The sequence below is a fragment of the Allobosea sp. CS1GBMeth4 genome, from assembly GCF_900185715.1.
Taxonomy (GTDB): domain Bacteria; phylum Pseudomonadota; class Alphaproteobacteria; order Rhizobiales; family Beijerinckiaceae; genus Allobosea.
In genome coordinates, this window is record NZ_FYAS01000022.1 from 29,485 (window position 1) to 54,201 (window position 24,717).

General features: G+C 67.3%; 26 protein-coding genes. 14 read left to right on the forward strand and 12 right to left on the reverse strand.

Going from position 1 to position 24,717, the window contains the following annotated elements:
- Positions 1-66: 66 nt before the first annotated feature.
- Positions 67-1,506 carry a pyruvate kinase gene (pyk, locus tag CS1GBM4_RS13170; protein WP_186419184.1) on the forward strand — a complete coding sequence of 480 codons (1,440 nt, stop codon included), beginning with the start codon at positions 67-69 and terminating at the stop codon, positions 1,504-1,506.
- A 191-nt stretch (positions 1,507-1,697) separates the two neighbouring features.
- Positions 1,698-3,002, forward strand: coding sequence for a nicotinate phosphoribosyltransferase (gene pncB / locus CS1GBM4_RS13175; protein WP_186419185.1), 1,305 nt, complete (start codon positions 1,698-1,700; stop codon positions 3,000-3,002).
- 52 nt (positions 3,003-3,054) lie between these two features.
- On the opposite strand, the gene CS1GBM4_RS13180 is transcribed toward pncB, so the two are convergent.
- From CS1GBM4_RS13180 to ykgO, 7 genes are all read right to left on the reverse strand, one after another.
- The gene (locus CS1GBM4_RS13180; protein WP_186419186.1) at positions 3,055-3,540 is read right to left on the reverse strand and encodes a hypothetical protein; all 486 of its coding nucleotides are present in this window, start codon (positions 3,538-3,540) and stop codon (positions 3,055-3,057) included.
- Positions 3,541-3,664: 124 nt separating this feature from the next.
- Entirely contained in the window at positions 3,665-4,051 is a 387-nt protein-coding gene (locus CS1GBM4_RS13185; protein ID WP_186419187.1) for a hypothetical protein, read from the reverse strand.
- 88 nt (positions 4,052-4,139) lie between these two features.
- Entirely contained in the window at positions 4,140-4,670 is a 531-nt protein-coding gene (locus CS1GBM4_RS13190; RefSeq protein WP_186419188.1) for a dihydrofolate reductase family protein, read from the reverse strand.
- Between the two features lie 57 nt (positions 4,671-4,727).
- Positions 4,728-5,438, reverse strand: coding sequence for an RES family NAD+ phosphorylase (locus tag CS1GBM4_RS13195; RefSeq protein WP_186419189.1), 711 nt, complete (start codon positions 5,436-5,438; stop codon positions 4,728-4,730).
- Positions 5,439-5,550: 112 nt separating this feature from the next.
- Positions 5,551-5,961 (reverse strand): MbcA/ParS/Xre antitoxin family protein, encoded by a 411-nt coding sequence (locus tag CS1GBM4_RS13200; RefSeq protein WP_186419190.1) that lies wholly within the window; start codon positions 5,959-5,961, stop codon positions 5,551-5,553.
- A 181-nt stretch (positions 5,962-6,142) separates the two neighbouring features.
- Positions 6,143-6,787, reverse strand: coding sequence for a tetratricopeptide repeat protein (locus tag CS1GBM4_RS13205; protein ID WP_186419191.1), 645 nt, complete (start codon positions 6,785-6,787; stop codon positions 6,143-6,145).
- Positions 6,788-6,949: 162 nt separating this feature from the next.
- Positions 6,950-7,075, reverse strand: a complete 126-nt coding sequence (gene ykgO / locus CS1GBM4_RS13210) for a type B 50S ribosomal protein L36 (protein ID WP_038363015.1) — start codon at positions 7,073-7,075, stop codon at positions 6,950-6,952.
- Between the two features lie 275 nt (positions 7,076-7,350).
- On the opposite strand from ykgO, the gene CS1GBM4_RS13215 reads away from it, so the two are divergent.
- Complete coding sequence (locus tag CS1GBM4_RS13215; RefSeq protein WP_186419192.1) at positions 7,351-8,241, forward strand: DUF533 domain-containing protein; 891 nt, start codon at positions 7,351-7,353, stop codon at positions 8,239-8,241.
- Between the two features lie 18 nt (positions 8,242-8,259).
- On the opposite strand, the gene CS1GBM4_RS13220 is transcribed toward CS1GBM4_RS13215, so the two are convergent.
- Entirely contained in the window at positions 8,260-8,592 is a 333-nt protein-coding gene (locus CS1GBM4_RS13220) for an NIPSNAP family protein (RefSeq protein ID WP_186419193.1), read from the reverse strand.
- 2 nt (positions 8,593-8,594) lie between these two features.
- Positions 8,595-9,779, reverse strand: coding sequence for a pyridoxal phosphate-dependent aminotransferase (locus tag CS1GBM4_RS13225; protein ID WP_186419194.1), 1,185 nt, complete (start codon positions 9,777-9,779; stop codon positions 8,595-8,597).
- Between the two features lie 337 nt (positions 9,780-10,116).
- Here CS1GBM4_RS13225 and CS1GBM4_RS13230 point away from each other — a divergent pair, with 337 nt between their 5' ends.
- From CS1GBM4_RS13230 to denD (CS1GBM4_RS13260), 7 genes are all read left to right on the forward strand, one after another.
- Positions 10,117-11,979 (forward strand): IlvD/Edd family dehydratase, encoded by a 1,863-nt coding sequence (locus CS1GBM4_RS13230; RefSeq protein WP_186419195.1) that lies wholly within the window; start codon positions 10,117-10,119, stop codon positions 11,977-11,979.
- A gap of 152 nt (positions 11,980-12,131) precedes the next feature.
- Complete coding sequence (locus CS1GBM4_RS13235; protein WP_186419196.1) at positions 12,132-12,971, forward strand: isocitrate lyase/phosphoenolpyruvate mutase family protein; 840 nt, start codon at positions 12,132-12,134, stop codon at positions 12,969-12,971.
- Entirely contained in the window at positions 12,968-13,294 is a 327-nt protein-coding gene (locus CS1GBM4_RS13240) for a hypothetical protein (RefSeq protein ID WP_186419197.1), read from the forward strand. Before CS1GBM4_RS13235 ends, CS1GBM4_RS13240 begins: the two co-directional genes overlap by 4 nt.
- Positions 13,291-14,430, forward strand: a complete 1,140-nt coding sequence (locus CS1GBM4_RS13245; protein WP_186419198.1) for a GNAT family N-acetyltransferase — start codon at positions 13,291-13,293, stop codon at positions 14,428-14,430. The genes CS1GBM4_RS13240 and CS1GBM4_RS13245 overlap by 4 nt, the downstream gene beginning before the upstream one ends.
- A 13-nt stretch (positions 14,431-14,443) precedes the next feature.
- Positions 14,444-15,190 carry an SDR family oxidoreductase gene (locus CS1GBM4_RS13250; RefSeq protein ID WP_186419199.1) on the forward strand — a complete coding sequence of 249 codons (747 nt, stop codon included), beginning with the start codon at positions 14,444-14,446 and terminating at the stop codon, positions 15,188-15,190.
- A gap of 19 nt (positions 15,191-15,209) precedes the next feature.
- Positions 15,210-16,202, forward strand: a complete 993-nt coding sequence (denD, locus tag CS1GBM4_RS13255) for a D-erythronate dehydrogenase (RefSeq protein WP_186419200.1) — start codon at positions 15,210-15,212, stop codon at positions 16,200-16,202.
- Positions 16,203-16,229: 27 nt separating this feature from the next.
- Positions 16,230-17,213 carry a D-erythronate dehydrogenase gene (denD, locus tag CS1GBM4_RS13260; protein ID WP_186419201.1) on the forward strand — a complete coding sequence of 328 codons (984 nt, stop codon included), beginning with the start codon at positions 16,230-16,232 and terminating at the stop codon, positions 17,211-17,213.
- Between the two features lie 136 nt (positions 17,214-17,349).
- On the opposite strand, the gene CS1GBM4_RS13265 is transcribed toward denD (CS1GBM4_RS13260), so the two are convergent.
- The 3 genes from CS1GBM4_RS13265 to CS1GBM4_RS13275 form a co-directional block, all read right to left on the reverse strand.
- Positions 17,350-18,153 (reverse strand): AprI/Inh family metalloprotease inhibitor, encoded by an 804-nt coding sequence (locus CS1GBM4_RS13265; RefSeq protein ID WP_186419202.1) that lies wholly within the window; start codon positions 18,151-18,153, stop codon positions 17,350-17,352.
- A 5-nt stretch (positions 18,154-18,158) separates the two neighbouring features.
- Positions 18,159-19,133: a 2-hydroxyacid dehydrogenase gene (locus tag CS1GBM4_RS13270; RefSeq protein ID WP_244607213.1), complete on the reverse strand. Its 975-nt coding sequence runs from the start codon at positions 19,131-19,133 to the stop codon at positions 18,159-18,161.
- A 178-nt stretch (positions 19,134-19,311) separates the two neighbouring features.
- Positions 19,312-20,073 carry a FadR/GntR family transcriptional regulator gene (locus CS1GBM4_RS13275; protein ID WP_186419203.1) on the reverse strand — a complete coding sequence of 254 codons (762 nt, stop codon included), beginning with the start codon at positions 20,071-20,073 and terminating at the stop codon, positions 19,312-19,314.
- A gap of 243 nt (positions 20,074-20,316) precedes the next feature.
- On the opposite strand from CS1GBM4_RS13275, the gene ugpC reads away from it, so the two are divergent.
- The 4 genes from ugpC (at position 20,317) to CS1GBM4_RS13295 (ending at position 24,711) form a co-directional block, all read left to right on the forward strand.
- Positions 20,317-21,381 (forward strand): sn-glycerol-3-phosphate ABC transporter ATP-binding protein UgpC, encoded by a 1,065-nt coding sequence (ugpC, locus tag CS1GBM4_RS13280; protein WP_186419204.1) that lies wholly within the window; start codon positions 20,317-20,319, stop codon positions 21,379-21,381.
- Positions 21,382-21,487: 106 nt separating this feature from the next.
- Complete coding sequence (locus tag CS1GBM4_RS13285) at positions 21,488-22,795, forward strand: extracellular solute-binding protein (protein ID WP_186419205.1); 1,308 nt, start codon at positions 21,488-21,490, stop codon at positions 22,793-22,795.
- Positions 22,796-22,856: 61 nt separating this feature from the next.
- Complete coding sequence (locus CS1GBM4_RS13290) at positions 22,857-23,810, forward strand: sugar ABC transporter permease (protein ID WP_186419206.1); 954 nt, start codon at positions 22,857-22,859, stop codon at positions 23,808-23,810.
- Positions 23,803-24,711, forward strand: a complete 909-nt coding sequence (locus CS1GBM4_RS13295; protein ID WP_186419207.1) for a carbohydrate ABC transporter permease — start codon at positions 23,803-23,805, stop codon at positions 24,709-24,711. Before CS1GBM4_RS13290 ends, CS1GBM4_RS13295 begins: the two co-directional genes overlap by 8 nt.
- The last annotated feature ends 6 nt before the right edge of the window (positions 24,712-24,717 follow it).

Below are 24,717 nucleotides of genomic sequence, written 5' to 3' on the forward strand. Positions count from 1 at the left end.
GCTTGCTCTAATCGTTTGAATCGGCGAGGCCTGCGTAGGCGCAGACGGCTTTGGAGGAATGAGGCGATGAGGCGGGAACGGCGGATCAAGATCATCGCGACGCTGGGGCCGGCCTCGTCGACGCCCGAGATGTGCGCGGCCCTGTTCGAGGCCGGCGTCGACGTCTTCCGCATCAATATGAGCCACACCCAGCGCGACACCCTCCCCGCCAGGATCGCGATGCTGCGGGCGCTGGAGAAGCAGTTCCGCCGGCCGGTCGGCATCCTCGCCGACCTGCAGGGCCCGAAGCTGCGCGTCGGCCAGTTCGGCGGCGATGGCGGCGTGATGCTGGAGAAGGGCGCCCGCTTCGTCCTCGATTCCGATGCCGCGCCGGGCACCGCCAAGCGCGTGCACCTGCCGCATCCGGAGATCCTCACCGCTCTGGAGCCGGGCCATCACCTGATCCTCGACGACGGCAAGATCCGGCTCGTCGTCGAGAAGGCCTCGCCGAAGCAGGCCGCCACCAGGGTCGTCGTCGGCGGCCGGCTCTCCTCGCGCAAGGGCGTCAGCCTGCCCGACACCACGATCCCCGTCTCGGCGATGACCGAGAAGGACCGTTCGGACGCCGAGGCCGCCGCCGAGGCCGGCGTCGACTGGATCGCGCTCTCCTTCGTGCAGCGGCCGGAGGACATGGCGGACCTGCGCAAGATCGTCCAGGGCCGAGCGCTGGCGCTCGCCAAGATCGAGAAGCCGCAGGCCGTGGCGCGGCTCGAGGAGATCATCGAGGCCTCCGACGCGATCATGGTGGCGCGTGGCGATCTCGGCGTCGAGATGCCGATCGAGAAGGTGCCGGGCACGCAGAAGCGCATCACCCGCATGGCGCGGCGCATGGGCAAGCCGGTCGTCGTCGCGACCCAGATGCTCGAGAGCATGATCACCGCGCCGGTGCCGACCCGCGCCGAAGTCTCCGACGTCGCCACAGCCGTGTTCGAGGGCGCCGACGCCGTCATGCTCTCGGCCGAGAGCGCCGCCGGCCAGTACCCGATCGAGGCGGTGACGATGATGAACCGCATCGCCGAGGAGGTGGAGAGCGAGTCGATCTACCGCTCCATTCTCGAAGCGCAGCGCGCCGAGCCGGAGGCGACCGGCGCCGACGCCATCGCGAAGGCCGCGCACGAGATCGCCGACGCGCTCCATCTCAGGACGATTTCCGCCTGGACCTCCTCGGGTTCGACCGCCTTCCGCATCGCCCGCGAGCGGCCGAACTCGACCGTGATCGCCCTGACGCCGAACCCGGCGACGGCGCGCCGCCTCACCCTGGTCTGGGGCGTCCATTCGGTGGTGACCAAGGACGCCAGCGACGTCGACGACATGGCCTTCCGCGCCTGCAAGTTCGCGGTGCGCGAGGGCTTCGCCGCAGAGGGCGACCGGCTCATCGTCGTCGCCGGCGTCCCCTTCGGCACGCCGGGCGCGACCAACATGGTCCGCATCGCCTTCGTCGCCAGGGAGCATGTCGAGCAGGCGTGAGAGTTTCCCGCGTCGGAGGCGTCATTCTCGGGCGAAGCGAAGCGCAGACCCGGGAATCTCTGGCAGGATGAGGCGCTTTTCCGTCATGAGATGCTCGGGTCAAGCCCGAGCATGACGGACCACCCGCCATTCCCCTTCGCCTCGCCCTGCTCTACTGCTTGAGCCGTCCGCCTCCTGCCGCAGCGACGCCCATGGCCCTGACCGACATCGCCACCCGCACCTACAACCACAGCTGGCGGCTCGACCCGATCATCCGCAGCCTGCTCGACACCGATTTCTACAAGCTGCTGATGCTGCAGATGATCAGGAGCTTCCATCCGGAGGTCGAGGTCACCTTCGGCCTGATCAACCGCTCGCGGCAGATCCGGCTCGCCGAGATCATCGAGGAGGCGGAGCTGCGCGCCCAGCTCGACCATGCCCGCGAGCTGCGCTTCACCAAGAAGGAGCTGATCTGGCTCGCCGGCAACAGCTTCTACGGCAAGACGCAGATGTTCACGCCGGACTTCATCGCCTGGCTCGCCGAGTTCCGCCTGCCCGAATACGAACTGCGCAAGGTCGACGGCCAGTATGAACTGACCTTCGCCGGCCCCTGGACCCATTCGATGATGTGGGAGATCCCGGCGCTCGCCATCGTCAACGAGTTGCGCTCGCGCCAGGCCCTGAAGGGCTGGGGCCGCTTCGCGCTCGACGTGCTCTACGCCCGCGCCAAGTCGAAGCTCTGGGACAAGGTCGAGCGGCTGAAGAAGCTGCCCGACCTGCGCATCTCCGATTTCGGCACGCGCCGCCGCCACGGCCATCTCTGGCAGCGCTGGTGCGTCGAGGCGCTGAAGGAGGGGCTGGGGCCGACCTTCACCGGCACCTCCAACGTCCTGCTCGCCATGGAGAACGATCTCGAGGCGATCGGCACCAACGCCCATGAACTGCCGATGGTGCTCGCCGCCCTCGCCGACAATGACGAGGAGCTGAAGCGCGCGCCCTATCGCGTGCTCGACGAATGGCGCCAGGTCTATGGCGGCAATCTCCTGATCGTGCTGCCCGACGCCTTCGGCACCACCGCCTTCCTGCGCGACGCGCCGGCCTGGCTCGCCGACTGGACCGGCTTTCGCCCCGACAGCGCCCCGCCGATCGAGGCCGGCGAGCAGATCATCGCCTGGTGGCAATCGCAGGGCCGCGACCCGAAGGGCAAGCTGCTGATCTTCTCCGACGGCATGGACATCGACTCGATCGAGGAGGCCTACCGCCATTTCCACGGCAGGGTCCGCACCGGCTTCGGCTGGGGCACCAACCTGACCAACGACTTCGTCGGCTGCTCGCCGGTCGGCACGCCCGATCTCGACCCGATCTCGCTGGTCTGCAAGGTCGTCAGCGCCAATGGCCGCCCGGCGGTGAAGCTCTCCGACAACCCCAACAAGGCGACGGGCGATCCAGCCGAGATCGCAAGGTATCTCAGGGTGTTCGGGGGCGCGGACCGGAAGGCGAAGGCGGTGAGGGTGTAAGGCGGGCTTTTTGCGCGGCTGCTTTCGACCCGTTGCGGACGAGGGTTATGCGTCACTTCGTGCGACGGCTTCGCCAGAACGCATGAATCGCCCAAATCACCAGCGCTCCGCAAACGAGCGCTCCCAGCACATTGTAGGCGACGCCAAACCAAATCGATTGGTCTGGCTGCAGTGGCTCCCATCGCTTATAATACTTCCACTGCTTCAAGATCAGAATTCGAAATAAACTGTCTATACAGTTGACGGCATAGAGGAAACATAACCCTAAAATCCCAAGCCGCCTGCCGTAGACAAGAGCATCAGCGTACTTGTCACTGTCCTTGAGTTTATGCATGAAAATAAGGGCGCCTAGTACCCAAATTTGAACGGACAACAGCGGGCCGAGGAACCACCACAGTCTGCCCATCAGGCCAAACATGCTCGGATAGACAATTGCGTTGATCGCTAGGAGAGCGAGCAATAGGAGCCACGGATAAGCCTGCCCTGTGAACACCGCTTTTACGAGGCTGGGTTCAGCGGCCTTCTCGTCGTCAGGCATCCTACCCTCTTGGCCCTCTGGCCGATCGGTCGGAATTAAAGCACAATAAGCAGCCTCGATTGCAGACACCGCAACGTCCGCTCCCGACCCAGAGCTGGCACTGTCGGTGCCGGGGATATCGACTCTAGGCGGACCTTATATTGTCGGCAAAAGCGGTGCGGATGATTGGCATGATCGGGTGATCCGCTGGGAACCAATAGCGAGCTATGAACCGCACGAACATCGTGGGATCGGTGGGGGCGTTGACCTGTTCAAGCGTTGCAACCCCGTTGCGTAAAATTGCCTCAAGAGCGGCAGCGTCGAAAACATAAAGCGCTCCGCTATTGATGCAGCACTCTTGCGGCCCGATGGAGAGAGCATTGAGCCCGCAAGCCGCTGCGTGTGCGATGGCGTCCTCGACGTTTAACTGCAGCACCTGCGTAACCGTCTGCAGCGGCAGATAGCCGATAGCCTTGGTAGAGCCGACCAGCGTCAAGCTTTCCAGAACGGAAGAGGGAATGTCGGGCGTCATCGCCCATAGCGTAGGCGGGGCGAGTTAATGCTCGCTCTCGACCCAAAGCGGACTTCCAGCTTCAGCGCAAACCAGCGGGCTCGCACGACTAGGCAGGCACATATGTCAGCCTGATCACGCTCTCCCCGATGCGATCGCTGGCGATGAGGCGGAGTGGCGGCCTCGGTCCTGCGAAGAACGGCGTGCCGTGGCCGAGCACATGCGGGTGGAAGTAGAGCCGATACTCGTCGATGAGGCCAAGCTCGCTGACGCTTTGCGCCAGTCTCGGCCCGGACACCGTGATCTCGCCCGGCAAATCATCCTTCAGCCTGCGGATCGCCGTCGCCATATCGTCCGCGACGAGCGTCGCGTTGGGGCCGACCGACGCCAGCGAGCGCGACACCACCCATTTCGGCAGGCGCCGCCACGCCGCCGCGAAGTCGCGATGATCCTGCGTCCATTCGGGCTGGTCCTCGTCCCAATAGCGCATGATCTCGTACATGCGGCGGCCGTAGACGCTGCCCGCCAGGCCCCTTACATGCTCGATCCAGTGGCGGAAGAGCACGGCGTCGGGCGCGAACGCCTCGTGGTCGACATAGCCGTCCAGGGACAGGTTCATTCCGAAGACGAGCTTGGCCATGCTGCAAAACCTCCTCCCCCAAGTCTTCAGCATAGCGTGAGCCGCGGCAACGCACGCCTACCCGATCCGGAACACCCGCCCCGTCCCGGCCTCGCGATAGAAATCCACCCGCTCGCCGTTCCAGTGATAATCGAGATGCCGGCCCTGGACCGGCTTGCTGGCGAGGTCCGGCCAGAACAGCCCGGCGCACTCCCCGCCCGGCCGGCGCACGCTCGGATAGACCACGCCGTCCGATTGGGCGGCGCGCAGCCTCGCCCCGAGCGCCTGGCTCGCCGCATAGTCGTCCGGAGACAAAAACGCGCTCTCCCCAGCCCGCTCGCCGCGCAGATCGTGCAGGGCGGCGTCGATCGACAGCACCAGCTCGCGGAACTGCGAGGTCCAGCCCGGCGGCTCCCTGGTGCGCGCCATGAAGCGGCCATGGTGATGGATGGTCTCGAACAGCGCCGTCTCGAAGCTCTCGCCGGCATAGAGCACGCCATAGGAGCCGTCGCTGAAGCGGCTCGGCCGGTCGCGGCTGACATGGGTGAACGGCGCCATCAGCCAGCTCGCGCCCGGGCCGGAGACACGGCGGGACGGCGGCACCAGGTCGAGATTGCCGATCGTCTCCATCACGCGCGGATTGGTCTTCATCTCCGCCAGGATCAGCAGCGGCCAGTCGGCCGGGCCGGCGATGTCCTCGAACAGGTCGATCGGCGGAAAGGCGCTGCGGATGATGCGGACCGCGCCGGGCCACGCGACAGCTGCGACTGGATAGTCTTCGGCCTTCACCGGCGCGCTTTCCGCTCGACCGGAATCGGTCGAACGATCAGAATTCGCGCCAGCCTATAGTGCTGGAGCATGTTCTGATCGCAAAAGTGGGGTCCACTTTTGCGGAACATGCTCAAAGCCCGCGCTCCGCGTCGAGATAGCGCCGAACCCGCATCAGGTCGGTGAGCTCGCCGCCGAGCATGACCTCCAGCGCCGATCTGCCGCCGAAGGCCTCGTTGCCCGCCTTGATCCAGGCATAGCCGCGCTGCGGCTCGCGGAAGATCAGGCGCAGCGCCTTGTGGATGCCCATCAGGTTGGAGAGCCGCGCTTTGGCGTCGCGGTCGATCCGGCCGATCTCGCCCGCCTTCCAGCGCCGATAGCTGCGCACTGGCTGATCGAGCAGCACGGCTGCTTCCTCGTCGGTGAGGCCCCAGAGCCGGAACAGGTTCACCGCCGCCCGGAACATCGCCGCGGCCTCGGCCTCGGTGATCGCGGCCGGCGCAAAGGCATTCGGGACAGTCGGAACCGGCGAGAGCTGGCTCATCGGGCAATCTCCATTTGGCAGAAGATAGGTAAAATACTGCCAAATGGCAATAGAGCGCATGCCGTCATTCTCGGGCGGAGCGAAGCGCAGACCCGAGGAAATCAGGACGAGAAAGTGCCGAACGGAGTTTCATCCGGCCAGAGATGCCCGGCTCAAGCCCGAGCATGACGCGCAAGGCTACTCACGCGTCGCGGCCGTCGACCTCGAGCTTGAGCGATTCGACCGCGTCCTTGACCGCCTCCAATTGCGGATAGACCTCGAGCGCCCGCCGATAGGCGACCATGGCGCGCTTGTCGTCGCCTTGCTGGCGCAGGATCGTGCCGAGCCCCATCATCGCGCCGTAATGGCGCGGCTCGCGCTTCAGCGTCTCGGCGATGTCGAGCATCGAGCGAATCGGGTCGCCCGCGACGAAGAGGGCATTGGCCCGCTGATTCCAGCCCTCGGCCCAGTCCGGCTCCAGCGCGATGACCCGGTCGAGCAATTCGATCGCCAGGGGCAGTTCGCGCGCCTTCAGCGCATCCTGCGCGCGGGTCATCAGCAGGTCTGCCGTATCCGAGCCGGAACGGGCCCAGCGCCGCTGGATCAGGCTGGCGATGCCTTTCGCCTCGTCGGGCGTCTTCGCCGCCGCGAGCCGCTCGAACAGGCGATCGAGCGTGGCGGCCGGGCCGCGCGGCGCCGGCGTCTCGGGCAGGTTCGGCTTGTCGTCATGGTCGGCATGCGGCACCGCGCCGTCGCGCAGCGGCGCCTCCTGGGCGCGCGCTTCCGGCACGGCCGCCAGGAGCAGCCCCGGAATCAGCGCGGAGAGGACAAGACGTGAGAGCCGCATACCCTCAAAGTGGGGCCGATGCCGGCCCGCGTCAATTCACGGCCTGGCGAGATCGCCCGAGGCAGGGCCGCAGACATGCCAAAAAAGCGGGCCGCACAGCGTGCAGCCCGCTCTTCGATCTCGACAGGGACGCTTGCCGCGCGGCGACGGCCGCGCGCAGCCTCAGCCCTGGCGCGCCTTGAAGCGCTTCTGGACCTTGTTGATGATGTAGACGCGGCCCTTGCGGCGCACGAGCTGGTTGTCGCGATGGCGCGCGCGCAGCGACTTCAGCGAATTGCGGATCTTCATCGTCCGAACTCCCATCGGCCCGTCTCTCGGCGGAACCGGTCAAAAAACCAAAGGCGACGCGAACCGGAGGCCGGCCCTCATCGAACAAACGACATGCGCGCCTGATGCGATGGCGGCTGTATAAGGATTTCACGCCGAATGGCAAGGCCCTGGCGCATATTTCCACGCCCTGGCCGGCTCGTCATGCTCCCGTCGCAATCGCATGGCCGCCCTAGCGACGCAGCCGGCGCATGCCTAGATTGCAGGCGCGGCAGGCCTAGCCAGGAGTTCCCTCGATGTTCAACGCCAAGTCCCTCCTCGACGCCCTCGTCAATGCGGGCAGCCAGATCGGCGCCCAGGGGGGCCAGAGCGGCGGCCTTGGCGGCATCCTGGGCAATCTCGCCGAGCAGGCCCGGCAGGCGGGCGGCTCCGGCGGGCTCGCGGGCATGGCCGGCCAGATCCTCGGCCAGGCGACGCAGGGTGTGCAGGACGCGGCGCGCAACACCGGCGTCCAGCAGGGCGCGACCGACATCGTCGGGCAGCTTTCCGGCGGCAGGACGCCCGAACAGCTGCTCGAACAGGCCAGGGGCATGCTCGGCAACAACCAGCTCGCTGCCGGCGCCGTGCTCGGCGGCCTCGGCGCGCTGATCTTCGGCACCTCGGCCGGGCGTTCGCTCGCCGGCTCGGCGGCCAGGATCGGCGGCCTCGCCCTGATCGGCGGGCTCGCCTACAAGGCCTATCAGAACTATCAGGCCGGCAAGCCGCTGCTCGGCGCCGACCAGGCCGCGCTGCCTGCCCCGAGCGGCTCCGGCTTCGAGCCGGAGGCGGCGCGGAACGAGCACGCACTGCTCTTCATCCGGGCCATGATCGCGGCTTCGGCCTCCGACGGCCATATCGACGATGCCGAGCGCAACGCCATCCTCGGCGGCCTGAACGAGGCCGGCCTCGATGCCGAAGCCGGCCAATGGCTCGCCAACGAGCTGGCGAACCCGGCCAGCGTCGATGCGCTGGTCGAAGGCGCCGAGAGCCCGGAGCTCGCCGCGCAGATCTATACGGCCGCCCGCATCGCCATCAATCCGGACACCCCGGCCGAGAAGGACTTCCTCGCCGGCCTCGCCGGCTCGCTCGGCCTCGATGCCGAGCTGGTCGCGAACATCGACGCCGCCGCCAGCGCCGCGAAGGTGTAACGAGAACGAGAGTGGCGATCAGGGCGCGCGCTCGACGCCCTGATCGTCCTCGAAGACCGGCCGGAAGAAGCTGCGCTCATAGCTGACGATGAAGCGGTGCTTCTCGTTCTCCGCCACCACGGCGAGGCATTCGGCGTCCTTGAGCGAGGCCTCGCGATAGGCCTCGTAGTCCGCGAGCGACGGAAAGCTGAACATCGCCAGCGCAATGTTGGAGGCGCCCTCCGACGGCATGAAATAGCCGTGATGCCTGCCGCCGAACCGCTCGACCAGCCGGATCCAGGCCTTGCCATAGGCTTCGAAAGCCGGGAGCTGGTAGGGGTCGACGACGTAGCGCAGATGGCAGGTGATCATGCTCAGGCTGCCTTCGCGCTCTTGAGGAACTCGCCCATCCGCCCCAGCGCCCGCTCGATATTCTCCAGCGAATTGGCGTAGGAGAGCCGGATATAGCCCTCGCCATGCACGCCGAAATCCGGGCCGCCGATCGTGGCGACTCCGGTCTCCTCCAGCAGGGCCGAAGCCAGCTTCTTCGCTTTCCAGCCGGTCTTCGACACGTTCGGGAAGGCGTAGAACGCCCCCTTCGGCGTGGCGCAGGAGACGTTCGGCAGGGCGTTCAGGCCCGCGACCACGGCCTTCCGGCGCCGGTCGAACTCGGCGACCATGGCATGGACCGCGTCCTGCGGGCCTGTCAGCGCCGCGAGCCCCGCCCATTGCGCCGGCGCGTTGACGCAGGAATGCGAGTTGACCGCGAGCTTGCGTGCGTTGTCGTAGAGCGGCTTCGGCCAGACCGAGAAGCCCAGGCGCCAGCCGGTCATCGCATAGGTCTTCGACCAGCCGTTGAGCAGGATCAGCCGGTCGCGGATCTCGGGATAGCTCAGCAGGCAGACATGGCTTTCGCCGTCATAGAGCATCTGGTCGTAGATCTCGTCCGACATCACCGCGACGTCGGGGAAGCGGGCGAGGCCGGCGACCAGCTTGTCGACCTCGGCTTTCGGCGTGACGCCGCCGGTCGGATTCGCCGGCGAGTTGACGATGAGCAGCCTCGTCTTCGGCGTGATCAGCGCGAGCGTCTCCTCCGCCGAGAAGGCGAAGCCGTTCTCCTCGCGGATCGGCACCGGCACGGGCGTCGCGCCGGTGAACTCGATCATCGAGCGGTAGATCGGGAAGCCGGGATCGGGATAGAGGATTTCGGCGCCGGGCTCGCCGAACATCAGGATCGCCATGAACATGGTGACCTTGCCGCCCGGCACGATCATCACCTCCTCCGGCGAGACCTCGACCTGGAAGCGCTTGTGCAGATCGGCCGCCACCGCCTCGCGCAGGGGCAGGATGCCGTTCGCCGGGGTGTAGCCGTGATGGCCGTCGCGCAGCGCCTTTACCGCCGCCTCGACGATATGCCCCGGCGTCGGAAAGTCCGGCTGGCCGATGCCGAGGTTGATGATGTCCTTGCCCTGGCGCTGCAATTCGGTCGCGCGGGCGAGCACCGCGAAGGCGTTCTCTTCGCCGATGCGCGAGAAGGCGGGGACGACGTGCAGCGTCATGGCAGTTTCCTCTTCGCTCGCGGCCGGTCTGCGCGCCGCCGCCTTGCTCGCCCTGTCTTGGCCGCAAAGCCGGGGCTCGCGCAAGCGCTCCGTCTGCGTCCCGCTCGGGACGGGGGCGCATTTGGACACTTGCAAACTGCGCCGCAGCGACCTTTGCTGACACCGGCACCGACCAGATGATTGGCAGGGCGCCATAAGCTGCTGTATGCAGAATACAACAGCGGCGGCAAGTTGTTTTGCCGCCCTGTCGGCAGCCGGCTTGCCGGCCGCTCAAATCGATTTAAGACCGACGCCGAAGCGGCTCGAAGGCCGCCTGGCCGCGAGAGGGAATGACGGGATGGCCAAGACGCCCAAGAGTGATGTTCCGCGCCAGGAGCGGCCGGTTGCGGTGACGAAGTCCAAGGCCGTGCGGCGGATCAAGCCGGAGCAGCTCCGCTCCAAGGCCTGGTTCGACAACCCGGCCAATGCCGACATGACCGCGCTCTATATCGAGCGCACCATGAATTTCGGCCTGTCGCGCGAGGAGCTGCAATCCGGACGCCCGATCATCGGCATCGCCCAGACCGGCTCCGACATCGCCCCCTGCAACCGCCATCACCTCGAGCTCGCCAGCAGGGTGCGCGACGGCATCCGCGAGATGGGCGGCATTCCCTTCGAGTTCCCGATCCACCCGATCCAGGAAACCTGCAAGCGGCCCACGGCCGCGCTCGACCGCAACCTGCAATATCTCAGCCTCGTCGAGATCCTCTACGGCTACCCGCTCGACGGCGTCGTGCTGACCACCGGCTGCGACAAGACCACGCCGGCACAGATCATGGCAGCCGCGACCGTCGACATCCCGGCGATCGCGCTGCCGGGCGGCCCGATGCTGAACGGCTCCTTCCGCGGCGAGCGCACCGGCTCGGGCACGATCGTCTGGAAGGCGCGCCAGATGATGGCGGCCGGCGAGATCGACTATCGCGGTTTCGTCGATCTGGTCGCGTCGTCCGCGCCGTCCGCGGGTCATTGCAACACCATGGGCACGGCCTCGACCATGAACGCGCTCGCCGAGGCGATGGGCATGACCCTGCCCGGCGCCGCCGCAATTCCCGCGCCCTATCGCGACCGCTACGAGATGGCCTATCTCACCGGCCGGCGCATCGTCGAGATGGTCTGGGAGAACCTGATCCCCTCGAAGATCCTGACGCGCGAGGCCTTCGAGAACACCATCGTCATCAACTCCGCCATCGGCGGCTCGACCAACGCGCCGGTCCACGTCAACGCCATCGCCAAGCATATCGGCGTCAAGCTCGACAACGAGGACTGGACGAGGATCGGCTACGACACGCCGCTGCTGGTCAACATGCAGCCGGCCGGCGAGTATCTCGGCGAGGATTATTATCGCGCCGGCGGGCTGCCCGCCGTGATCGCCGAATTGATCGCCAAGGGCCGGATCAAGCCGGCGATCACCGCCAATGGCCGGACTCACATCGAGAACTGCACCGGCGCCTTCTCGGGCGACCGCGAGGTCATCAAGGCCTATGACGAGCCGATGAAGAAGGAGGCGGGGTTCCTCAATCTCTCCGGCAATCTGTTCGACTCGGCGATCATGAAGACCAGCGTGATCACGCCGGAATTCCGCAAGCGCTATCTCGAGAATCCGAAGGACCCGATGGCCTTCGAGGGCAAGGCGATCGTCTTCGACGGCCCCGAGGACTACCACCACCGCATCGACGACCCGGCCCTCGCCATCGACGAGCACTCGATCCTGTTCATCCGCGGCGTCGGCCCGGTCGGCTATCCCGGCGCGGCCGAGGTGGTGAACATGCGTCCGCCGGATTACCTGATCAAGAAGGGTGTGACCGCCCTCGCCTGCGTCGGCGACGGCCGCCAGTCCGGCACTTCGGGCTCGCCCTCGATCCTCAACGCCTCGCCGGAAGCGGCGACCGGCGGCGGCCTCGCGCTGCTCAGGACCGGCGACAAGGTCCGCATCGACCTGAAGAAGCGCACCGCCAACATGCTGATCTCGGACGAGGAGCTCGAGCAGCGGCGCGCCGAGCTCAAGGCGGCCGGCGGCTACAAGTACCCGAAGAGCCAGACGCCCTGGCAGGAGATCCAGCGCAAGATCGTCGACGAGCTCTCCGAGGGCATGGTGCTGAAGCCGGCGGTCAAGTACCAGAAGATCCACAAGAAGTTCGGCGTTCCGCGCGACAATCACTGAGACTGCACCGAACCGGGCCGGCGGCGGGACCCCTGCCGCCGGCCATTCCCGCGGCGCATCGCGCCTCGTCGGCGGATGCGCGCGAGCGGGGCTGACAAACCCGCGCCAGGGCGACAATATGGCGGCCCTGAACCGCTTTGAAACGATTTAAAATGGCTTACAGCCCGCAGGTCGACGCGTTTCGCAAGCTCCATGAATCCGGCTGCTTCGTCATGCCGAACCCCTGGGATTTCGGCTCGGCGCGCTGGCTGCGCGGCCAGGGCTTCCAGGCGCTGGCCTCGACCAGCGCCGGCTTCGCCTTCACGCAGGGCCGCGCCGACCAGGATGTGCCGCGCGACATGATGCTGGCCCACCTCGCCGAGCTGGTGAAGGCGGTGCCGGACCTGCCGGTCAACGCCGATTTCGAGAACGGCTACGCCGATACGCCCGACGGCGTCGCCGCCAACGTCAAGCTCTGCATCGCGACCGGCGTCGCCGGCCTCTCGATCGAGGACGCGACCGGCCGTGACAACGATCCGCTCTATCCCTTCGAGCTCGCCGTCGAACGGGTGAAGGCGGCACGACGCGCCATCGACGAGACCGGCTCCGGCATCGTGCTGACGGCGCGGGCTGAAGCCTTCCTCACCGGCCACCCCGAGCCATTGGCGGAGGCGGTCAGGCGCATCGAGGCCTTCGTCGAGGCCGGCGCCGACGTGCTCTATGCGCCGGGCGTCAAGACGCCGGAGGAGATCGGCGCGATCGTCACCGCGGCGCGCGGCCGGCCCGTCAACGTCGTCGCCTTCGCCGATTTCGGCCTCTCCGTCCGCGATTTCGCGGCGCTCGGCGTGCGCCGCATCTCGACCGGCTCGGCCTCGGCGCGCTCCGCCTGGGCCGGCTTCGTCGAATCGACCCGGATCATCAAGGAGGAGGGCAGCTTCCGCGGCTTCTCCGGCAATGCGCCGAGCCGGCAGATCGATGCCTTCTTCCGCGACGACCTGAAGGCGCGCTCGTGAGCGGGCCGGTGCTCGTCGCGCCGGAATGGCTCGGCAGGAGCGGGCTCTGGCTGATCGACGCCAAGGGCAGGCGCAAGCCGGTCGATGCCGACGATCTCGGCCTGTCCGACGATCTCGCCGACCGGCTCGAAAGCTGGATGGACATGTTCGACGCGATCTATGACGAGGCGGACGAGGCCGCCTCCGATTTCGCCGACGAGGCCGAGCGGGCCGCCTGGGAGGCGGAAGGCGCCGCCCTCGTTCGGGCCATCGCCGCCGAGCTCGGCCCCGAATGGGACGTCACCCAGGATCTGAACGGCTGGCGTGGGAAGATATCGCGATGAACCCGATTCTGAACTGGACTCCGCCCCCCTTCCCGCCCGCGAAGGCGCTCGACGGCCGGTATTGCCGGCTCGAGCCGCTCGACCCCGCGCGCCATCTCGACGACATCTGGGCCGCCATGGCCGGCCACGACTCCCTCTGGGAGTGGATGCCGGCCCACCCGCCCAAAGACAAGGCCGCCTATGGCGACTTGCTGGCGGGCATGGCGGCCAAGGCCGGCATCGTGCCGTTCGCCGTGATCGACAAGGAAGACGGCAAGGCCAAGGGCCATCTCTGGCTGATGGAGATCAGGCCCGAGCACGGCGTCTTCGAGGTCGGCTACATCACCTATTCGCCCGCCCTGCAGCGGACGCGGGTCGCGACCGAGGCCATCCATCTCTGCGGCGCCTACGGCTTCTCGCTCGGCTACCGCCGCTACGAGTGGAAGTGCAACAACCTCAACGAGCCTTCCAAGCGCGCGGCGCTGCGTTTCGGCTTCCGCTATGAGGGGCTGTTCCGCCAACACATGGTGGTCAAGGGCCGCAATCGCGATACCGCCTGGTTCTCGATCGTCGACGGCGAATGGCCCCAGATCGCGCAGGGCTTCCGGCGCTGGCTCGCGCCGGAGAATTTCGATGCGCACGGCCGCCAGCGCGCGGCGCTCGGCGCCTTCAACCAGGCGAGCGCGATCGTCGGCGGGACGCGACTTCGCCGCGCCACCCTCGCCGATCTGCCCGCGATCACCGCGCTCAAGCAGGCGGCCTATCTGCCGAACGAGGCGATCATCGGCGTGCCGTCCCTGCCGCGCATCGCCGATTATCGCGACATCATCGCCAGCCACGAGATCTGGCTGGTCGACGGTGCCGACGGCCTCGACGCCGCGCTCGTGCTGCAGATCGATCCGGACAAGTTCACGCTTTGGAGCATCGCCGTCGCGCCGGGCACGGCCGGGCGCGGCCTCGGCGCCGAGCTGATGCGCTTTTGCGAGGAACGCGCCGCCACGCTCGGCTATGTCGCCGTGCAGCTCTACACCAACGCCAAGCTGACCCGGCGCATCGGCTGGTACGAGCGGCTCGGCTACCGGTTCAGCCACCATGAGGAGCTCGCCGACCGGCGGCTGACCCATCTCGCCAAGAAACTCGACAAACCCGCAGCATAGGAACGGAAACGACATGGCAGGACGTTTGAAGGGCAAGGTCGCGGTGGTCACCGCGGCCGGCCAGGGCATCGGCCGCGCGATCGCCGAGGCCTTCGTCGCCGAGGGCGCCACCGTCTGGGCGACCGACAAGGACGTCGCCCTGCTCGACGGCATCCCGAAGGCGAAGAAGCGCAAGCTCGACGTGCTCTCGACCAAGGCGGTCGAGGCCTTCGCCGAAAAGGTCGGCACCATCGACATCCTGGTCAACGCCGCCGGCTACGTCCATCACGGCACCGTGCTGGAGTGCGACGACAAGGCCTGGGAGTTCTCCTTCGACCTCAACGTCAAGTCGATGCACCGCACGATCAAGGCCTTCATCCCCGGCATGCTCGCCGCCGGCAAGGGCTCGATCGTCAACATCGCCTCCGGCGCCGGCTCGGTGCGCGGCATCCCGAACCGCTATGTCTACGGTGCCACCAAGGCCGCGGTGATCGGCCTGACCAAGGCGGTCGCCGCCGACTTCATCAAGAAGGGCATCCGCGCCAACGCGATCTGCCCGGGCACCATCCAGTCGCCCTCGCTCGATCAGCGCATCGTCGATCTCGCCAGGGCGACCAAGACCAGCGAGGCGGCCGCCCGCCAGGCCTTCATCGACCGCCAGCCCATGGGCCGGCTCGGCACCGCCGAGGAGATCGCCTGGCTCGCGGTCTATCTCGCTTCGGACGAGGCGAGCTACACCACCGGCCAGATCCATCTCGCCGACGGCGGCTTCGCGCTCTGACGGGCGCGGGAGCAGCGCCATGCACGTCCTGATCACCGGCGCCGCCGGGATGATCGGCCAGCGGCTCGCCGCGCGCATCGCCCGCGAGGGTGCCTGCGCCGGCAAGCCGCTCACACGGCTGAGCTTGACCGACGTCGTGGCGCCGCCCCGACCGGCCGGCTTCGACGGGCCGGTCGAGACGCGCACCGAGGATTCGAGCCCGGCGGCGGTCGCGGCCGAACTCGCGGCCTTGCGGCCCGACATCATCTTCCATCTCGCCGCGATCATCTCCGGCGAGGCCGAGCGCGATCTCGACAAGGGCTATCGCATCAATCTCGATGGCATGCGCAATCTGCTGGAGGCGATCCGGCAGGAGAGCGCGCGCAAAGGCTCCTATGTCCCGAGGCTCGTCTTCTCCTCCTCGAGCGGCATCTTCGGCGCGCCCTTCCCGCCTTCGATCTCCGACGAGTTCCATGTCACGCCGCTGACCAGCTACGGCACGCAGAAGGCCATCGGCGAGCTGCTGCTGGCCGACTATTCGCGCCGCGGCTTCGTCGACGGCGTCGGCGTCCGTTTCCCCTCGATCGTGATCCGGCCGGGCAAGCCGAACGCCTCGGCGGGAGGCTTCTTCTCCGGCATCATCCGCGAGCCGCTGCAGGGCCGTGAGGCGCTGCTGCCGGTCGAGGACGACGTCGTCTTCACCCATGCCTCGCCGCGCGCGGCCGTCGGCTTCCTGCTGCATGGCGCCGCGCTGACGCGCGAGCAGCTCGGCCTCCGCATCAACCTGACCATGCCGGGCGTCTGCGTCAGCGTCGGCGAGCAGATCGAGGCACTGCGCCGGATCGCCGGCGACAGGGCGGTGAAGCTGATCAGGCGCGCGCCCGACAAGGCCGCCTCCGACATCGTCAAGGGCTGGCCGACACGCTTCGACGCCCGCCGCGCGCTCGCGCTCGGCTTCCAGGCCGAACAGGATTTCGACGAGATCATCCGCATCCATATCGAGGACGATCTCGGCGGCCGCCTTCCCAACTGAGTTCGACAACCCGATCGGAAAGAGACAATGCACATCCTCGTTCTCGGCGGCGCCGGCATGGTCGGCCGCAAGTTCATCGAGCGCCTGGCGCGCGACGGCGGCCTCGGCGGCAAGGCGATCGCCAAGGTGACGGCGCAGGACGTCTTCCCGGCCTCCGCGCCGGCGAACGCGCCCTTCGCCTTCGAAGCGCTGACCTCGGACCTGTCGCAGCCCGGCGAGGCCGAGAAGCTGATCGCCGCGCGCCCCGAGCTGATCGTTCACCTCGCCGCCATCGTCTCCGGCGAGGCCGAGGTCGATTTCGACAAGGGCTACCGCATCAACCTCGACGGCACGCGCTATCTCTTCGACGCGATCCGCCTCGCCGGCGACGGCTACAAGCCGCGCGTGATCTTCACCTCGTCGATCGCTGTCTTCGGCGCACCCTTCCACGACAAGATCGAGGACGAGTTCTTCACCACGCCGCTGACCAGCTACGGCACGCAGAAGGCGATCGGCGAGCTCCTGCTCTGCGACTACAGCCGCCGCGGCTTCTTCGACGGCGTCGGCATCCGCCTGCCGACGATCTGCGTCCGCCCCGGTGCGCCAAACAAGGCCGCCTCCGGCTTCTTCTCCAACATCATCCGCGAGCCGCTCAACGGCCAGGAGGCCGTGCTGCCGGTCTCCGAGCAGGTCCGCCACTGGCATGCCTCGCCGCGCTCGGCCGTCGGCTTCCTCATCCACGCCGCGACGATGGATACCAGCCTGATCGGCCCGCGCCGGGCCCTGACCATGCCGGGCTATTCCTGCACCGTCGCCGAGCAGATCGAGGCGCTGCGCAAGGTCGCCGGCGAGAACGTGGTGAAGCGCATCAAGCGCGTGCCCGATCCGGTCATCGACGGGATCGTCGCCGGCTGGCCGCGCAATTTCGACGCCAGGCGCGCCCCTGCGCTCGGCTTCACGGCGGAATCGAGCTTCGAGGAGATCATCCGCGTCCATATCGACGACGAGCTCGGCGGGAAATTCGTCGCGTGATCGCGTAGGCGCAAGACAACTCCACCGTCATGCTCGCCCTTGTGGCGAGCATCCGCGTCCTGGGCGCCGGCTTCGCCAAAGGAGGACGGGGATGGTCGGGACAGGCCCGACCATGACGGAATGAGGCGAGCCCTTCTCAGGGCAGCTTCTTCAGCAGCAGCGGCGCGCCGACCGCCGGGTCCTTGCGCCACTGCCCCGCCTCGAAGACCAGCTCGACCTTGTGGCCCTTGCGGGCGATCAGCGCGAGCCGGCCGGCCTCGTAGCGCCAGGCGACGGGCGAGAAGATCGTCAGCCCGGTATCGGGGCAGAGCCCCTCGAACTCCGCCACGAACGCGCCCGCAGTGTCGGAGGGGCTCGGCGAGAGCACGAGATTGCAGACCTCGCGCCCGGCCTGCCGCATCACGCCGTAGCGGCCTGGAACGCTGCCGGCGGCCGGCGCGCTCGCCGGGTCGACCGGGGTCGGACGCGCCGCCGCCGTCGCCGCGAGCTCGGCCCGGCTCGGCGCAGGACGCGCCGCGGCGCGGACATGCCCCTTCGGGTCGAGCCCGTATTGCGCGCCGTCGCTGCCCCTGCCGCGCCGGCCGGGATCGGCCTTCTCCGCGAAGGCGATCACGGGCTTGCCGGAACCGTCGAGCAGGCGCGGCGCGCCGCCGGCGACATCCCAGGCGACGACCTCGTCCAGGATCGGCAGGGCGCGGCGGCACGTCGCCGGGAAGCGCACCTGCCGCCCCTGCGCCGTCGCCTCGGCGCCGAAGGTCACCGTGCATTTGCGCGAGGCGCCGAGCTTCTCGAGATCCCAGGCCCCGATGAACGGCTTCAACGCCTCGGGCGCCTGCTCGGCGCCGCGCGGCAGCGGCGCCGTCTGCGCACCGGCCGGCGAGACGAGGAGCAGGGCCAGGAATCCGGCCGCAGCGCCTCGCTCCGCCCGACGGGTACCCATCCTGATCAGGCCTTCCTCCATGGCGTCTCGGCAACGGGCGTCAGCGGGCCCTTGCCATCGAACCATGAAACCAGATTGTCGACCAGAAGCTGGCCCATCTGCTCGCGCGTATGCACCGAGGCCGAGCCGACATGCGGCAGAAGCACGACATGGTCCATCGCGATCAGCTCGGCCGGCACGCGCGGCTCGTCCTCGAACACGTCGAGGCCGGCCGAGAGGATGGTCTTGCTCTTCAGCGCCTCGATCAGCGCCGCTTCGTCGATCACCGTGCCGCGCCCGACATTGACGACGATGCCGTTCGGGCCGAGCGCCTTCAGCACCTCGGCGTTGATGATGTGGTAGGTCGACTTCCCGCCCGGCGCGACCGAGACCAGCGTATCGACATCCTGGGCCATCTCGACCAGCGAGGAATAGTAGCGATAGCCGACATCGGCCTGGCGCGAGCGGCCGTGATAGACGATCGGCACGTCGAAGGCCTCGAGCCGGCGCGCCACCGCCTTGCCGATCCGGCCGAGCCCGACGATGCCGATCTTGCGCTTGCGCAGCGAGGTGGTGAGCGGGTAGGCGCCCGAGAGCCACTTGCCGGCGCGCAGATAGCGGTCGACCTGCGGCAATTGCCGGACCGTCGCCAGCAGCAGGCCGACGGCGAGGTCGGCGACCTCGTCGGTCAGCACATCCGGCGTGTTGGTGACGATGATGCCGCGCTTGCCGGCGGCCACGGCGTCGACATTGTCGTAGCCGACGCCGAAATTCGAGACGATCTCCAGCATGGGCAGCGCGTCGAACAGCGCATCGTCGATGCGCACATGCGCGCCGCCGCCGGCGACGCCGCGCACGCGATCCCTCACCGCGGCCAGCGCCGCCGGGCGGTCCTGCTCCTTCCAGAGCTCGTGCACGGTGAAGCGCGCCTTCAGCTGGTCGGCGGCATAGGCCATCAGCGGCCCGGTCATGATGATCTCGATCTTGCTCTGCGCGGTCATGGCCCTGCTTTCGTCGAACGAATCTGTGGCTTGATTTCAAATTCTTAAAACGATTAGATCAACATAGCCGCCGGCTCGCCGCAGGGGAATTGCCCTGGCGCGCAGACAGGGGCTGCTCGCAGAGCCGGCGACGCGTCCCGGTCCGGCCGTCGATTCACCTCGATATAGTATGACTTAATCACGCGCCCTCGGCCGGTTCCAGCTGCGCTCGCCCGGCGAGCAGGCGCAGGGTGCTGTTCAGGCTGTCGATCACCAGGCCGCTCATCCGCGCCGCCGCGAGCTCGCCGTCGCACTGCACGATCGCGTCGCGCACACGTTCGTGATCGATCAGCGACGCCGTGAAGAAGAAGCGGTCGTCCGGGGCCTTCAGGAACAGCGACCACTGGATGGTGGCGCAGACCGCCGGCGCGAGGCATTGCAGCGGCGGGTTGCGGGTGGCGGCGAAGATCGCCTCGTGGAAGGCGAGGTCGGCGCTGACCGTCGGCTCCGCATAGGGCGGGTTCTCGCACATGCCGCGAAACGCCGTCTCGATCCGCTGGAGATCGGCGGCGCTGCGCCGCTGCGCCGCGAGCCGGGCGGCGCTCGGCTCGACGAAAAGCCTGAGTTCGAACAGGTCCCGGATGAACTTCTCGTTCGGATCGGCCTCGAAATGCCAGGCCAGCACGTCGGGATCGAGCAGGTTCCAGGCCTCGCGCGGCGCGACCCGGGTGCCGCTCTTGGGCCGCGCCTCGACCAGCCCCTTACCGCTCAGGAACTTGACGGCCTCGCGATAGGCCGTGCGCGAGACCGAGATCTCGTCCTTCAGGTCGTCCTCGTTCGGCAGCAGCCCGCCGGCCGGCGCGGCGCCGGTGATGATCGCGACCGCGAGCCGATGCGCGACCTGGCCGAACAGCCGGTCGGGGTTGAGCCTCGTCGGGCGCGCAGGCACGGGACGCTGCATCGAAGCGGGCTTTTCCTCCGTATCGGGTGGCATCGGACATCGCCCGCTGCCGGCTCCCGGGCGCTTGACACGCCTGTTCCTATCGTATGACTTTATCCGCGAACGAGGTCGACGCAACAGGCCCCTCGCCTGAGTGCGCGACCTCATGTCGATCGGTCGTCTAGAAACCGATGATCTGCAGCGCCGCCGGCGGGGATCGTGTCAGGCACCCCGGGGCCAACGAAGAGCGGGAGAGAAACCGAGATGGCATCCGTCCAGATCGCCGACGTGCGTAAGGCCTATGGCTCGACCCAGGTCATTCACGGCGTCGACATCGACATCAACGATGGCGAATTCGTCATCCTGGTCGGCCCGTCGGGCTGCGGAAAATCGACCTTGCTGCGCATGATCGCCGGGCTCGAGAACATCTCGGGCGGCGAGATCCGCATCGGCCCGCGCGTCGTCAACGACGTGCCGCCGAAGGAGCGCGACATCGCCATGGTCTTCCAGAATTATGCGCTCTATCCGCATATGACGGTGGCCGACAACATGGCCTTCTCGATGAAGCTGCGGAACGCGCCCAAGGCCGAGATCGACGAGCGCGTCAGCAAGGCCGCCGGCATCCTCGGCCTGACCAACCTGCTCGACCGCTATCCGCGCCAGCTCTCCGGCGGCCAGCGCCAGCGCGTCGCCATGGGCCGCGCCATCGTGCGCGACCCGCAGGTCTTCCTCTTCGACGAGCCGCTCTCGAATCTCGACGCCAAGCTGCGCGTGCAGATGCGCACCGAGATCAAGGAGCTGCACCAGCGCCTCAAGACCACCACGGTCTACGTCACTCACGACCAGATCGAGGCCATGACCATGGCCGACAAGATCGTCGTGATGCATGACGGCATCGTCGAGCAGATGGGGGCCCCGCTCGAGCTCTACGACCATCCCAACAACCTGTTCGTCGCGACCTTCATCGGCTCGCCGGCGATGAACCTGCTCAAGGGCACGATCACCGCCGATGGTTTCGAGACCGTTCTCGCCGACGGCGCCAAGGCGCTCTGGCCGATCGGCAAGCATCCGGCCGATTCGAACGGCAAGGCCGCGGTCATGGGCATCCGCCCCGAGCATCTCATGCTCGACCCGAACGGGCTGGCGGCCGAGGTCGTGGTCGTCGAGCCGATGGGCTCGGAGACCCAGGTCGTCGTCCGCTGCGGCGGCCAGGACCTGACCTGCATCTTCCGCGAGCGCATCACCGCCAAGCCCGGCGAGACGATCAGGATCCGGCCCGACACCTCGGTCACCCATCTCTTCGACGCCGCGACCGGCAAGCGCATCTGAGTTCCATCGGCCGCCGCACGGGGAACGCTCCGGCGGCGGCGACGTCCCAGCAAAACGCGACGAGGCTCCCATGCAGGGCCTCGCGGCAACCCGGAGGAGACAGACGATGACCATTTCCAGACGCGACGTATTGATCGGCGGCGCGGGCCTCGCGGCCGGCGCCACCCTGCCCGTGCCGTCGACCGCCCAGACCGCCAACATCGAGAAGGGCGCGACGCTGCGCGTGCTGCGCCCGACCAAGTTCGTCGATCCCGACCAGGCGATCTTCGACGAGAACACCGCCGCCTTCACCAAGGCGACCGGCGTCCAGGTCCGTGTCGACTATGCCAGCTGGGAGGATCTGCGCCCGCAGACCGCCGTCACCGCCAACACCGGCGCCGGCCCCGACGTCGTCGTCGGCTGGGCCGACGACCCGCACATCTTCTCGGACAAGCTGCTCGACCTGACGCCGATCGCCGAGGACCTCGGCAAGAAATACGGCGGCTGGTACCCCGTCGCCGAGAAATACGGCAAGAAGGACAAGACCAACACCTGGATCTCGATCCCCATGGGCGGCTCCGGCGGCCCGGCGGTCTATCGTGAATCCTGGGTCAAGGAAGCTGGCTTCGACAAGTTCCCGAACGACCATGCCGGCTTCCTCGACCTCTGCCGCAAGCTCAAGGCTAACGGCCATCCGGCCGGCTTCGCCCTCGGCAACGCGGTGGGCGACGGCAACTCGTTCTGCAACTGGCTGGTCTGGTCGCATGGCGGCTACATGGTCGACGAGAACAACAAGGTCGCGATCAACAGCAAGGAGACGATCGAGGCGCTGAAATACGCCAAGGCGCTCTACGAGACCTTCATCCCTGGCACCCTGTCCTGGCTCGACATCGCCAACAACAAGGCGCTGACCGCCGGCGAAATCGGCCTGACCCAGAACGGCGTCTCGCTCTACTTCTCGATCAAGAACTCGAAGGATGAGAAGATCGCGGCGATCGGCAAGGATCTCAACCATGCCCCGATGCCCATCGGCGCCGGGGTCGGGCGCGCGACGGAGACGGCGCTGGTGATCAACGCCATGGTGTTCAAGCACACCAAGTTCCCGAACGCGGCCAAGGAATATCTCCGCTTCATGATGGAGAAGGACCAGTACGACAAGTGGCTGACCGGCTGCTATGGCTACTGGACGCAGCCGCTCAAGGGCTATGCCTCGAGCAAGGTCTGGGAGAGTGATCCCAAGATCCTGGTCTATCGCGACACCTGGGAGCGCGCTCTGTGGAGCGGCTACAAGGGCGCGATCACCGAGGCCGCCGGCACCGTCAACGCCGAATATGTCATGGTGCAGATGGTCGCCTCCGTCTGCGCCGGCCAGGCGACGCCGGAGCAGGCCGCGGCCGAGGCCGAGCGCCGCGCCAAGCGCTACTACCGCACCTGATCCGTCGAGACCGCGCCGTCGGGACGCCCGGCGGCGCGGCTCCATCACGGGATAACGCGCCATGACAATTGCGGCGGAGGCCCGGCCGGTCCCCCAGCTCTCGCAGAGCTGGCTGGTCAGGCTGTTCGACTACAAGCCCTTTCTGATCTTCATCTGCCTCCTGCCGGCGATGGGCCTGCTCCTGGTCTTCCTGAGCTATCCGCTCGGCCTCGGGATCTGGCTCGCCTTCACCGATACGCGCATCGGCCGCGGCGGCTATTTCATCGGCTTCGAGAATTTCGAGTCGCTCTGGCACGATCCGGTCTTCATCACCTCGGTCTGGAACACGCTGCTCTACACGGGCGTCGCGACCGTCGGGAAATTCGCGCTCGGGCTCTGGCTCGCGCTGCTGCTCAACAACCACTTGCCGTTCAAGTCGCTGCTGCGGGCCCTGATCCTGGTGCCGTGGATCGTGCCGACAGTGCTCTCCGCGATCGCCTTCTGGTGGATCTACGATCCGCAGTTCTCGATCATCTCCTACATCCTCGTCGACGTGCTCGGCTGGCGCGACACCTATATCGACTTCCTCGGCTCGCCCTGGCCGGCGCGCTGGTCGCTGATCGCCGCCAATATCTGGCGCGGCATTCCCTTCGTCGCGATTTCGCTGCTCGCCGGCCTGCAGACCATCTCGCCTGCGCTCTACGAGGCGGCGATGCTCGACGGCGCCAATGCCTGGCAGCGCTTCCGCCATGTCACCCTGCCCATGCTGATGCCGATCCTGGCGGTGGTGCTGACCTTCTCGGTGCTGTTCACCTTCACCGATTTCCAGCTCGTCTACGCCATCACCCGCGGCGGCCCGATCAACTCGACCCATCTGATGGCGACGCTCGCCTTCCAGCGCGGCATCCCGGGCGGCCAGCTCGGCGAGGGCGCGGCGATCGCGGTGGCGATGATCCCCTTCCTCGTGCTGGCCACGCTGTTCAGCTACTTCGCGCTCGCCCGCCGCAAATGGCAGCAGGGAGAAGACAATGACTGATCAGGCTCCCGCCGCGGCCGCGCGCCCGCATCTCGTCGACAAGGAGCGGACCGGCGTCATCGACTGGTCCTCCGGACCGCGCCGCTTCATCACGCTCTATCTGCCGCTCGCGATCTTCGTGATCGTGCTGCTGTTCCCGTTCTACTGGATGGCGATCACGGCGATCAAACCGAACGCCGAGCTCTACGACTACAAGACCTACAACCCGTTCTGGGTGAAGTCGCCGACGCTGGAGAACATCAACCGGCTGCTGTTCCAGACCGATTACCCGCAATGGCTCTGGACGACGATGATGGTGGCGACGGTCGCGACCGCGCTCTCGCTCTTCTCCAGCGTGCTCGCCGCCTATGCGATCCAGCGCCTGAAGTTCAAGGGTTCGAGCTATGTCGGCCTGGCGATCTACCTCGCCTATCTCGTCCCGCCCTCGATCCTGTTCATTCCCCTGGCGACGCTGATCTTCCAGTTCGGCCTGTTCGACTCGCCGATGGCGCTGATCCTGACTTATCCGACCTTCCTGATCCCGTTCTGCACCTGGCTGCTGATCGGCTACTTCAAGTCGATCCCCTACGAGCTCGAGGAATGCGCCATGATCGACGGCGCGACCCGCTTGCAGACGCTCTGGCAGATCACCTTGCCGCTGGCCCTGCCCGGGCTGATCTCGGCCGGCATCTTCGCCTTCACCCTGTCCTGGAACGAGTTCATCTATGCGCTCGCCTTCATCCAGTCGGCCGAGAAGAAGACGGTGCCGGTCGCGGTGCTGACCCAGCTCGTCGAGGGCGACGTCTACCATTGGGGCTCTCTGATGGCCGGCGCGCTGCTCGGCTCGATCCCCGTCGCCCTGCTCTATTCCTTCTTCGTCGACTACTACGTCGCCTCGCTGACCGGCGCGGTGAAGGAGTGATGCTCA

Excerpts from the sequence above, each read along its gene's own strand:
- pyk (WP_186419184.1), top strand. The coding sequence starts at position 67 with ATGAGGCGGGAACGGCGGATCAAGATCATCGCGACGCTGGGGCCGGCC.
- pncB (WP_186419185.1), top strand. The coding sequence starts at position 1,698 with ATGGCCCTGACCGACATCGCCACCCGCACCTACAACCACAGCTGGCGG.
- CS1GBM4_RS13180 (WP_186419186.1), bottom strand. The coding sequence starts at position 3,540 with ATGCCTGACGACGAGAAGGCCGCTGAACCCAGCCTCGTAAAAGCGGTG.
- CS1GBM4_RS13185 (WP_186419187.1), bottom strand. The coding sequence starts at position 4,051 with ATGACGCCCGACATTCCCTCTTCCGTTCTGGAAAGCTTGACGCTGGTC.
- CS1GBM4_RS13190 (WP_186419188.1), bottom strand. The coding sequence starts at position 4,670 with ATGGCCAAGCTCGTCTTCGGAATGAACCTGTCCCTGGACGGCTATGTC.
- CS1GBM4_RS13200 (WP_186419190.1), bottom strand. The coding sequence starts at position 5,961 with ATGAGCCAGCTCTCGCCGGTTCCGACTGTCCCGAATGCCTTTGCGCCG.
- CS1GBM4_RS13205 (WP_186419191.1), bottom strand. The coding sequence starts at position 6,787 with ATGCGGCTCTCACGTCTTGTCCTCTCCGCGCTGATTCCGGGGCTGCTC.
- ykgO (WP_038363015.1), bottom strand. The coding sequence starts at position 7,075 with ATGAAGATCCGCAATTCGCTGAAGTCGCTGCGCGCGCGCCATCGCGAC.
- CS1GBM4_RS13215 (WP_186419192.1), top strand. The coding sequence starts at position 7,351 with ATGTTCAACGCCAAGTCCCTCCTCGACGCCCTCGTCAATGCGGGCAGC.
- CS1GBM4_RS13220 (WP_186419193.1), bottom strand. The coding sequence starts at position 8,592 with ATGATCACCTGCCATCTGCGCTACGTCGTCGACCCCTACCAGCTCCCG.
- CS1GBM4_RS13225 (WP_186419194.1), bottom strand. The coding sequence starts at position 9,779 with ATGACGCTGCACGTCGTCCCCGCCTTCTCGCGCATCGGCGAAGAGAAC.
- CS1GBM4_RS13230 (WP_186419195.1), top strand. The coding sequence starts at position 10,117 with ATGGCCAAGACGCCCAAGAGTGATGTTCCGCGCCAGGAGCGGCCGGTT.
- CS1GBM4_RS13235 (WP_186419196.1), top strand. The coding sequence starts at position 12,132 with ATGGCTTACAGCCCGCAGGTCGACGCGTTTCGCAAGCTCCATGAATCC.
- CS1GBM4_RS13245 (WP_186419198.1), top strand. The coding sequence starts at position 13,291 with ATGAACCCGATTCTGAACTGGACTCCGCCCCCCTTCCCGCCCGCGAAG.
- CS1GBM4_RS13250 (WP_186419199.1), top strand. The coding sequence starts at position 14,444 with ATGGCAGGACGTTTGAAGGGCAAGGTCGCGGTGGTCACCGCGGCCGGC.
- denD (WP_186419200.1), top strand. The coding sequence starts at position 15,210 with ATGCACGTCCTGATCACCGGCGCCGCCGGGATGATCGGCCAGCGGCTC.
- denD (WP_186419201.1), top strand. The coding sequence starts at position 16,230 with ATGCACATCCTCGTTCTCGGCGGCGCCGGCATGGTCGGCCGCAAGTTC.
- CS1GBM4_RS13265 (WP_186419202.1), bottom strand. The coding sequence starts at position 18,153 with ATGGGTACCCGTCGGGCGGAGCGAGGCGCTGCGGCCGGATTCCTGGCC.
- CS1GBM4_RS13270 (WP_244607213.1), bottom strand. The coding sequence starts at position 19,133 with ATGACCGCGCAGAGCAAGATCGAGATCATCATGACCGGGCCGCTGATG.
- CS1GBM4_RS13275 (WP_186419203.1), bottom strand. The coding sequence starts at position 20,073 with ATGCAGCGTCCCGTGCCTGCGCGCCCGACGAGGCTCAACCCCGACCGG.
- ugpC (WP_186419204.1), top strand. The coding sequence starts at position 20,317 with ATGGCATCCGTCCAGATCGCCGACGTGCGTAAGGCCTATGGCTCGACC.
- CS1GBM4_RS13285 (WP_186419205.1), top strand. The coding sequence starts at position 21,488 with ATGACCATTTCCAGACGCGACGTATTGATCGGCGGCGCGGGCCTCGCG.
- CS1GBM4_RS13290 (WP_186419206.1), top strand. The coding sequence starts at position 22,857 with ATGACAATTGCGGCGGAGGCCCGGCCGGTCCCCCAGCTCTCGCAGAGC.
- CS1GBM4_RS13295 (WP_186419207.1), top strand. The coding sequence starts at position 23,803 with ATGACTGATCAGGCTCCCGCCGCGGCCGCGCGCCCGCATCTCGTCGAC.